Consider the following 9296-nt stretch of genomic DNA (forward strand, 5'->3'; position numbering starts at 1 on the left):
CGCTCAGGTCCGGCGTCGTCACCCGATCGCTTGTCCGAGCGGGTGAATCCCATCGTTCGCCAAACGAAGGGCCGAGCTCTAGGGTCCATGCCATGACACGGGTGGGGAGATCGCGTTCTGCCGGGATGAAATTGCTGCTCGGGATCGCGGCGATCGCGTTCTTGGTCGGCGGGGCGGCGACTGTCGTCGGGATCGGGGGCCTGACTTCTGACCCTGACGCGGTTCCGACGTGCGACGGGAAGATCATGTCCCTCGGCGACCAGTGCGACATCACGCGCAATGGTTCGACGGTCGACTCCTATACCTATCAGGAGAAACTCGAGCGGCAGCGCGCGAACAAGGACAGTGCCGGGACCACGCTCACCATCGGGCTCACGGTGATCGGGGTGAGTCTGCTCGCCGGGGCGCTAATCGAAATCAGGTTCCGGCGCTCGGGTTGCCGGCGCGAACCACACGGGACAGGGACGATCCCGACGCCCTCAGCGCCGACGCCCACAGCCCCAACCGCCTCGGTACAAACGCCTTCCGCCCCAACGCCGTCCGCGCCTGACGCACCCACGCCAACAGGCGATTCCGGTGCGACCCGCAGCAAGCGCGCGGTCGTTGTCACCGCGATCCTCGCGTGGCTGTGCGTCGCCACGGCGGTGGTCGTCGGTGTGGTGGTCCTCCTCGATGACCGGTCCGACTCATCGGAGCCGTCGCCCTCGCAGGCGGCGGCCGCGTCTGCTTCAGCGACTCGCTCCCGTCATATCGAGGCCATGACGGCGGCGATGCCCGGGACTCTACGAGCAGCGATCCAGCGTTGTGAACCGGAGGATGTCAATCAGCACGACATTTACAGCATCGGCACCTGTTACCTGCCGAAGGGCAGCCCATTGGTCGCCGGCTTGTCCGCGCACGATGGGCTGGCAGGCATTTTCAAGGTCGCGAAGGTGAAGGCCACCGCCTATGCCGACAAGATGCGCTACGGGAGCACCACGTTCCTGGATGACAGCACCCGCTTCGCGGTGTTCCGTCCGAGCCCGAGCCCTTCCGACTCGTCCGGCCTCGGAAACCGAATGGAGTACCTCGACCGCCGGACCGGCTTGTGGCTGCAGGTGAGCGGTTTGGTCACCGTGCAGGACGCCGAGACATTCCTCGTACGCGCGGGGTTCTGACCGTTACTAGGGAATGACGATCGGGCAGGACATGGCGCCCACGGCGCAGGCGAAGGCCTCGATGAGGTCCTGGGCGGAACCGGTGCCGAGCGTGCTGCTCCCCGTGCCGGGGGTTTCCGCGGTGGCGGGGCCCGCGGCGAGGAGAAGTCCCGTGGCGACGGCGAGGGCGGCAACTCCGGCGCGGAGTGTCCTGGTCAGGTTGATCATGACCGAATCGTAGAGTTGCGCCGACGATTTCGGCTGCCCCGAATACCTGGGTCAACGAGCCCTCTGTGTCGGTCTGTTGCCATGGGGCCGAGCGCGACCGGTTTCTCGTTAGAATCGCCCATGGCTTCGACGCACCCCTTCTTCCAGCTGGGAGCCGACAGCCGGCGACTGGTTCACCTAGCCCTGTGCGAAGACGCCCTGCGCACCTGGAACACCTACGTCCAGGACGAGCCCGCCGCGCTGCGCTACCGCGACTCGGTCGTCGGAATGCGGCACACCGTCGACATCGAGCTCCCGGCCGACGCCCTGCGCGCGGCACGAGCCGGGGTGAATCTCGCGGATGTCGACCGCCGGTATCTCGAGCCCATCACCGCGCTGCAGGACGACGATCTGACCTTCCCCGATTCGGTCGAACTCGGCTACTACGCGATCTACAACTGTTTCCGCAAATACGTCAGCGGTGCCGACATCGAGGATTGGCTGATCGTCAACCAGGCCCTGTCGGTGCACCACGACAGCGAGGTGGCGGCCCGCCTGACGCGCGCGATCGACGAACTCGACCCGACCCCCTAGCGCGATCAGCCGGTGTGCAACGTGCGGAACTTGCTGGCGTGGAAGACAAGTGGATCGATGTCCTCTCGCGCCGCGATGCGGTGGACGCGAAGCAACACCACCAGGTGATCGCCGGCGGGAACATGCGTCTCGGGAACCCCTTCGATCCATGCCGTGGCGCCGTCGATGAACACGGCCTCACCGGTCCCTCGATGTAGGGCGGTCTCACGAAAACGGTCACCGTTGCGCGCCCCGAGCGCCTTGGCCGCGGCCTGCTGGTCGGTCCCGAGCAGGCTGAGCCCGAGGTGACCAGCGCCGGCCAGCTTCGGCCAGGTCGAGGACGAGTTCTGGACGCAGAACGAGACCAGCGGCGGGTCGAGGGAGACTGGCACGAAGGTGCTCACCGCCAGCCCGTGCGGCGTGCCGTCGATCTCGGCGCAAACCGCGACGACGCCGCTGGGGAAGTTGGCGAAGGCGCGGCGTAGGCCACCGCCGTCGGCGGGAAAGTCCAAGAGCTCATGCATGATTCGTCTCCACGACGTGGTTCGTCAGTGCTGCCACGACCGGCGCCCACCGTTGCGCGTACGCCTCGATGACACCGTCTTCGGCGAAACTTCGATCGGCGAGGTAGAGGCCCGGGAGCGCCGCGGTCCCGCCGATTTCCACCAGGACCGGTTTGAGCAGCAGATCCGGCGCCAGGGCGTGCGTCGGACCTGCCCCGAGCATCACCGGGACGGTGACGACACCGGCCAGGCCCGTGCCGCCGTCGAACTGCTCGAGGAACAGTTTGAGCAGCCCGGTGTAGGTGGCCTTGAAGGTCGGACTTGCGAAAACGACCAACTCCGAGGCGGATACGGTCTGCGCGGCCGCGGCCACTGCGGGATCTCCCCAGCCGAGCAGGCCGGGCCCGAGGGTGACGAGGTCGATCACCTCGGGCTCGGCGTCGGGTCGCAGCGCGCGGGCGACCCGCACGGCCGCGTCCAGGGTGCGCGAGGCCGGTTTCGGATTTCCGACCACAACGGTCACAGTCACTGCCAAGTCCTCACTCTCAGATCACGCCGTGCGACGGCGGCGCCTGGTCCCGCAGCACGGCCCGCCCGATGTGCTGGTACTTCCAGCGCACGGGATCGTGCAGGGTGTGCGTGCGCGCGTTGCGCCAGAAGTGGTCGAGCCGATGCGCGGCCGCGGCACTGCGCGTCCCACCGGTCTCGAAGATCGCCGCCGACACCTCGTTGGCCGCCCGATCCGCCAGGATCTTCGCCGTCGCGACGGCGATCGACGCCCGGCCCACCTCGCTACGGTCGGATCCGATGCCCACGGCCGAACCCGCGTGCACCACGACCGAATCCGATCCATCGGCTGTCAGCGCGCCGGCCACGCCATCGGATGGGTTCACGAGCCCTTTCCCCGCACCGGCCGAGACGGCGGACGCGGGTGCCCCAACCGAGCCCTCGGCATGACTGCCGCGCAGGACCTCCGGCTCCGAGCCGTTGCCCACTGCCGCTCCACCGTTCGATTTCCCCCGCACCACGGCGGGCACGCCGATAGTCGCGTCCACCGCTGCCCCCGCGACAACCAGCGCCGCCTCCGCGGCGCCCACCGACACGGCCAGCTCCCCGAACCGCTGCACGAGCAGCGGATCATCGACCGCCCGGGAAACCTCCGCCTCGAACCACGGCCTGCTGTGGGTCCGCGTGAACTCGGCCGCCGCGTCGAGCGCACCGCGCGCGATACCCGCGTCGATGGCGGCGTGCAGCAACTGCGCGAACGCGCCGTAGCCCGTGGGCGCGTTCACCGCGGCCGCCCGCGCGACCAGATTCTGTGAATCGACCTGGACCCCATCGAATTCAACCGTGCCACTACCGGTAGTGCGCTGACCCAAAGCATCCCAGTCGTCGATGATGCGGACACCGGAAGCCAGCGCCGGCACGAAGGCCACGTACTCCCCGGGCTCCAGACCGGACACCGCGAGTGGATCATCCAGTCTCGTCAGCACGGCGAGAATATCGGCGAACAGCGAGCCCGTGCAGTAGTACTTGGTCCCGTCGACGACGAATCTCCGTGGCCCGTCGACAACCTGATGCCGCACCGGCCGCAGCACCGTCGCGATGTCGGCGACGGTCGCCCCACCCCGCTCCGACTGCGCGTTGGCGATCCGCGCACCTGCCAGCACCCGCCCGAAGTACTCGTGCTGCTGCGCGGGAGTTCCCGCCAGCCGCAACAGGTTCAGGTACACGAAGTGGCTGTGCGGCACCTGCGCGATATTGGGGTCTCCGGTCGCCAGAATCCGGACCACCTCGGCCACGACACTCGGCGGCAGATCCGCCCCGCCGAACGCCGCGGGCACGGTGATCGCGAGCAGCCCACTGGCCGAGAGCTGATCGAGCTCCTCGTGCGGCAGCCGCCGTGCCCGATCGCGCTCTGCGGCGCCGGTGGCGAATTCGGCCGCCAGTTCGGCCGCGACCGCCAAAGCCTGTGCCGCCGTGGTGATCCGCTCGGCGGTCACCACCGTCATCAGCGTCCCGCCGCGACCGGAGTCGAGGCGGCCTCCAGCTCACGCACCAGCGGCAGCACCTTCGCGCCGAAGTACTCGATCTCCTCCTGGAAGTGCAGGAACCCGGCCAGGATCAGGTCGACACCGAGGGCGCGGTAGGCGACGATCCGCTCGGCGATCTGTTCGGGCGTGCCGATGAGCCCGGTGCGGAAACCGTCGTTGTACTGGACCAGATCCTCGAAGGTCGAGTCGGCCCACATCCCCTTGCGGTCGCTGGTGGAGGCGCCCGCCTGCTGCACCGCGTCGCGGAATCCTTGCACGGCAGGCTTGTTCGCCTTCTCGACGATCTCGCGCAGGGTGTCGCGGGCTTCCTTCTCGGTGTCGCGGGCGATGATGAACCCGTTGAGCCCGAACTTCACCTCGCGATCGTTGGCCCTGGCCACTTCGCGCAGGTCGTCGAGCTGCTCGGTGACGCCGTCGAAGTCCTTGCCGTTGGAGAAGTACCAGTCGGCGTAGCGGCCGCCGTTGCGGCGGGCGGCGGTGGAGTTACCGCCCTGGAACAGTTCGGGATTCGGCCGTTCGGGGGTGTTGAGCGGCTTGGGCTTGAGGGTGAAGTCGCGGATGCGGTAGAAGTCGCCGCCGTAGTTCACGGCGTCCTCGGTCCAGATCTTGCGGATCACCTCGAGGAATTCGGCGCTGCGCCGGTAGCGCTCGTCGTGCTCGAGCCACGGCTCACCGAGGGCCTGGAACTCGCCCGCGAACCAGCCCGACACCACATTGATCGCGAACCGGCCACCCGACAGATGGTCGGCGGTGGCGCCGAACTTCGCCAGCACCGCCGGATGCCACAGCCCCGGATGCACCGCCGCGATCACCTTGAGCCGCTCGGTCGCTCCGAGCAGCGCGAGGCTGAACGAGGTCGACTCGTGCTGGTACTCCGCGCCGTAGGACGCGGTGTAGCGCACCTGGGACAGCGCGTAGTCGAACCCATTGCGCTCCGCGGTCTGCGCGAGCTTGCGGTTGTACTCGAAATCCCAGCCGGTGCGCTGCTCGATCTCGCTGGTCACGAGCCCACCGCTGACATTGGGGACCCAGTACGCGAACGAGACCTGATCGGCGATTCTCTCCGTGGTCATGGTGGCTCCTCTCGGCGACGGTGTTCCCAGTGCAACACCGTCGCCGGAGCCCGACGAGAGTTTGAATCGGCGCGATCGATACGCGGGCGCGTCAGCTGCCCAGGCGCACGCAATCCGCGGCGATCTTGGACTGGGCCGCGCTCACCTTGGCGGCGTCGTCCTCGCCGAGCAGTTTCGCCGGATCACCGGACTGGGCGTTTGACACCATCACCCGCAATCCGTCCTGCGACATCCCCGAGTCGAGGAACACCTGCGCCGCGCAGTCGGCGAGCTGGGGGTTCGACAAACCCTTGTCCTGCAGTGACTTCGACAGTTCAGCCTGGGTAACCGCCGGCGCTTCGTCGCCACCGCACGCCGACAACATCGGCGCGGCGATCAGTGCCGCGGCGATCAGACAGATCCGCACTCGCTAGTCCTCTCGATCGCTGCGCATCGGCCGACGCACAGCCGTGCTGGATCATGCCGCACGAACCGTGCATGTGGCCAGACCGAACCACGCGTCCCGCGAACTGACTCGCGAGTAAGATACGGATATGGGAGACAACATCACGGTGCGCTTCGAGAGCGATCGCGCATATGTCACAGTGAATCGGCCGGGCAAACACAACGGGCTGAGCCTGGAAATGCTGCGCGATCTGGTCGCCGCGGCCCGGGAAGTGGCCGCGCACAAGGGCACCCGCGCTGTCATCCTGAGCGGAAACGGGCCGAGTTTCAGCAGCGGTCTCGACATCGCGGCCGCCACCCGCGACCCACTGGCTATCGTGCGCGAATTCCTGCCGCGACCGTGGCGCGGCACAAACACCTTCCAGGAAGCCTGCTGGGCCTGGCGCCGTCTCGACGTCCCCGTGATCGCCGCCGTCCACGGCCGCTGCTACGGCGGTGGACTCCAGCTCGCGCTGGCCGCCGACTTCCGTATCGCCGCGCCGACGGCGGAGTTCTCGGTGATGGAGGCCGCCCACGGCCTGATTCCGGACATGTCGGGCGCAGCGACATTGTCGCAGCTCATCGGCATCGACCAGGCCCTGCTGCTGACGATGACGGCCGACCCCGTCGACGCCGCGTACGCCGAGAAGATCGGCCTCGTCACGAGCGTCGCCGACGATCCGCTTACCGCCGCCGAGGCGCTGGCCGACCGCGTCACCGCCCGCGATCCGCGCGCGGTGGCCGCCGCCAAGCGCCTGTTCGACTCCTCCTGGCACCGCCGCTCCCGCGCCACCTTCGCCGCCGAGCGCGCCGCCCAGATTCCGTTGCTGCTGCGTAAGGCACTGGGCGGGCGCGGCTGACAGCCAACTCCGAGCATCGTGGTGTCGACTCACAAATCGAGGTACCCCATTTCGGATCGATAGCCTGTTAGCATCGCTGGGATTCGCTCACCAGCTGAAATGTGGTACGCGACACAGGCACCCCTGCGGCGCGAACCATTTCGGCGCGACCCGGAGGCTCCCACGACCGTGAAGAAGACCGGTTCCATCCTGCTGGCCGCCCTCGCCGGTGCCACGGCCATGCTGGTGAGCGGAGCGCTGCCCGCCGCGGCGAATCCCAACGCGATCAACCCGATCCCGGTGCTCAACGGCACCCACGGATTGCCCGCCCTGCACGGCCGCACGCAGGCCGTCTTCCAGGTGACGGGCATGGCCAGCCCGAACAACACGCAGAACTACAACGTCCTCGGCACCGACCTCGGCATCATGTGGGACAACGGCCGCGGCGAGATGCTGACGGCGTTCGGCGACACCGCGGGCATCGGCTTCCCCAACCTGCTGGCCGGCAGCACCTGGGCGTGGCGGTCCAACATCCTGGTCCGCAGCCACACCAAGGATCCCGCGGGCGGCATCTTCTTCGACAGCGTGGTGCGCGATGTGATCGGCCAGGCGCGCGATCTCATCCCGAGCCCGAAGATCCCGTTCCTGGAGATCAGCCGCATCCCGACGGCGGGCATCTCCGCCAACGGCGTGCAGTACATGTCGCTGATGTCGGTGAAGACCTGGGACGCGCCGGGCGAGTGGACCACCAGCTACTCGGGCCTGGCCGCGTCCGCCGACAACGGCGAGACCTGGGCCGATCTCGGCCACACCCGCCGCCCCGACGAGGGCGGCAACAGCAACTTCCAGATGAACGCCTTCCTGAAGGACGGCGGCTTCGTCTACGAGTACGGCACCCGCGCCGGCCGCGACAACGCCGCCTTCGTCGCCCGCGTGCCCGAGCACGAGATCGAGAACCTGGGCGCCTACGAGTACTGGGACGGCAGCGGCTGGAAGCTCAACGACGTGAACGCGGCGGCCCCGATCATGGGCGGCGTCGGCGAGCTGTCGGTGATGTACAACGAGTACCTCGGGCAGTTCATCTCGCTGACCACCGACCCGTTCAACTCGGTCGTCATGCGCCGCGCCTCCTCCCCTGAGGGCCCGTGGAGCGCGCCCGAGGTGCTGATCGACGCCCGTGAACTGCCGACCGCCTACGCGCCATCGATCTTCCCGTACCAGACCGGGCGTGATCTCTACTTCATGACCACGATCCACAGCCAGTACAACGTCGTCCTGATGCGCACCCGGCTGTAACCACGCCCCCATAGACTGCATCCCATGGATGCGGCGGAGTGGGATGCCCGATACGCGCAGAGCGAGTTGGTTTGGGGCGCACCGCCCAACAGCACGGTCGTCGAGTACGTGTACGGGCTCGATCGTCGGGTTCCGCTGGTCGCCGACGAGCCGGGCGGCACCCCGCCGCCGCTGCCGCGCGCACTCGACCTGGCCTGCGGCGAGGGCAGGCACGCACTGTGGCTGGCCACGCACGGCTGGCAGGTCGACGCCGTCGACTTCTCCCAGGTGGGCATCGACAAGGGCCGTACGGTCGCCGCGCGCCTCTCTCGCTCGGTCCGTTCCCGCGTCGACTGGCGCTGCGCCGACATCACCGACCTGCCCGCGGCAGGCATCACCGGCCCGTACGAACTGATCCTCATGGTGTTCGTGCACCTGCCCGCCGAGCAGCGCGGCGCCCTGCTGCGCGAACTCGCCGCCATGGTCTCCCCCGGCGGCATGCTGCTCGTGCTCGGCCACGACACCCGCAACATCACCGACGGCTACGGCGGTCCGCAGGATCCGGCCATCCTGTTCACGCCCGAGGACATCCGCGCCGAATTGGGCGAGGCGGGCGCGCATCTCACCGTCCGCGTGGCCGACATGGTGCTGCGCCCGACCGAGGGCGCGGACGCGATCGACGCGCTGGTCGTCGCCGAGCGGGCCGTGGCGGAGTCAGTCGAACCGAGCGCGTAGCTGCTCGGCGAAACCGCGCGCCGAGGCGAGGTCCTCGGCGTTCGGGCGGCCCTTGTTCAGCCCGCCGATCAGCGCGAGCGGGCCCATCGTGTCCAGGCCGCGGCAGGCGAAACCGCCGACCAGCTCGTAGCCCTTGCCGGTGAGCTGGTCGCCGAGATTGCGCAGGTAGGGCCGGAACGACGGCTCCGACATGCCGCTGGTCGCGAACACGAAGGCCTCGCGCCCCTGCCCCTCCGGCACCGCGTCGACGAAGGCGCGCAGCCGCTTGTCAAGCGCCATGAAGTACACGCCCGACCCGAAGCCGACGAGGTCGTATTCGGCGAGCTCGAACGGGCTGATCTCCCCCGGATCGACCACCTTCGCCCCGAGGACGTCACCGATCACGTCGGCGACCTTCCTGGTGTTGCCGTGCGAGCTGGACGTACACACGATGATCGCCTTCACGAAGGCCCCCTGCCTGTCTCGGTGTCCGTCGCAG

At 68.4% G+C, this 9296-nt stretch carries 12 protein-coding genes; 5 read left to right on the plus strand and 7 right to left on the minus strand.

Annotated elements, in window-relative coordinates; translation table 11 throughout:
• Positions 1 to 125: 125 nt before the first annotated feature.
• Entirely contained in the window at positions 126 to 1157 is a 1032-nt protein-coding gene (locus AB0H56_RS14290; protein WP_357162161.1) for a hypothetical protein, read from the plus strand.
• Positions 1158 to 1163: 6 nt separating this feature from the next.
• On the opposite strand, the gene AB0H56_RS14295 is transcribed toward AB0H56_RS14290, so the two are convergent.
• Positions 1164 to 1364 carry a hypothetical protein gene (locus AB0H56_RS14295; RefSeq protein WP_357162164.1) on the minus strand — a complete coding sequence of 67 codons (201 nt, stop codon included), beginning with the start codon at positions 1362 to 1364 and terminating at the stop codon, positions 1164 to 1166.
• 120 nt (positions 1365 to 1484) lie between these two features.
• Between AB0H56_RS14295 and AB0H56_RS14300 the strand changes: the two genes are divergently transcribed.
• Positions 1485 to 1937 carry a hypothetical protein gene (locus AB0H56_RS14300; RefSeq protein ID WP_357162167.1) on the plus strand — a complete coding sequence of 151 codons (453 nt, stop codon included), beginning with the start codon at positions 1485 to 1487 and terminating at the stop codon, positions 1935 to 1937.
• Positions 1938 to 1942: 5 nt separating this feature from the next.
• On the opposite strand, the gene AB0H56_RS14305 is transcribed toward AB0H56_RS14300, so the two are convergent.
• The 5 genes from AB0H56_RS14305 to AB0H56_RS14325 all read right to left on the minus strand — a co-directional run bounded on the left by AB0H56_RS14305 (position 1943) and on the right by AB0H56_RS14325 (position 5952).
• Positions 1943 to 2440 carry a flavin reductase family protein gene (locus AB0H56_RS14305; protein ID WP_357162170.1) on the minus strand — a complete coding sequence of 166 codons (498 nt, stop codon included), beginning with the start codon at positions 2438 to 2440 and terminating at the stop codon, positions 1943 to 1945.
• Positions 2433 to 2948 (minus strand): NAD(P)H-dependent oxidoreductase, encoded by a 516-nt coding sequence (locus AB0H56_RS14310; RefSeq protein WP_357162173.1) that lies wholly within the window; start codon positions 2946 to 2948, stop codon positions 2433 to 2435. Before AB0H56_RS14310 ends, AB0H56_RS14305 begins: the two co-directional genes overlap by 8 nt.
• Positions 2949 to 2964: 16 nt before the next feature.
• Complete coding sequence (locus tag AB0H56_RS14315; protein ID WP_357162176.1) at positions 2965 to 4431, minus strand: acyl-CoA dehydrogenase family protein; 1467 nt, start codon at positions 4429 to 4431, stop codon at positions 2965 to 2967.
• Entirely contained in the window at positions 4431 to 5546 is a 1116-nt protein-coding gene (gene sfnG, locus AB0H56_RS14320) for a dimethylsulfone monooxygenase SfnG (RefSeq protein ID WP_357162179.1), read from the minus strand. Before sfnG ends, AB0H56_RS14315 begins: the two co-directional genes overlap by 1 nt.
• 91 nt (positions 5547 to 5637) lie before the next feature.
• A complete protein-coding gene (locus AB0H56_RS14325) occupies positions 5638 to 5952 on the minus strand; it encodes a hypothetical protein (RefSeq protein WP_357162182.1) in 315 nt (104 codons plus the stop codon).
• A gap of 127 nt (positions 5953 to 6079) precedes the next feature.
• On the opposite strand from AB0H56_RS14325, the gene AB0H56_RS14330 reads away from it, so the two are divergent.
• From AB0H56_RS14330 to AB0H56_RS14340, 3 genes are all read left to right on the plus strand, one after another.
• Entirely contained in the window at positions 6080 to 6829 is a 750-nt protein-coding gene (locus AB0H56_RS14330; RefSeq protein ID WP_357162185.1) for a crotonase/enoyl-CoA hydratase family protein, read from the plus strand.
• A 168-nt stretch (positions 6830 to 6997) separates the two neighbouring features.
• Entirely contained in the window at positions 6998 to 8104 is a 1107-nt protein-coding gene (locus tag AB0H56_RS14335) for a DUF4185 domain-containing protein (RefSeq protein WP_357162188.1), read from the plus strand.
• Between the two features lie 24 nt (positions 8105 to 8128).
• Positions 8129 to 8818: a class I SAM-dependent methyltransferase gene (locus tag AB0H56_RS14340; RefSeq protein ID WP_357162191.1), complete on the plus strand. Its 690-nt coding sequence runs from the start codon at positions 8129 to 8131 to the stop codon at positions 8816 to 8818.
• Here the strand turns inward: AB0H56_RS14340 and AB0H56_RS14345 are convergent.
• Positions 8798 to 9262, minus strand: coding sequence for a flavodoxin family protein (locus AB0H56_RS14345; protein ID WP_357162194.1), 465 nt, complete (start codon positions 9260 to 9262; stop codon positions 8798 to 8800). The genes AB0H56_RS14340 and AB0H56_RS14345 overlap by 21 nt on opposite strands.
• Between the last annotated feature and the right edge of the window lie 34 nt (positions 9263 to 9296).

It is taken from the genome of Nocardia sp. NPDC050717 (assembly GCF_040654275.1).
Taxonomy (GTDB): Bacteria; Actinomycetota; Actinomycetes; order Mycobacteriales; family Mycobacteriaceae; genus Nocardia.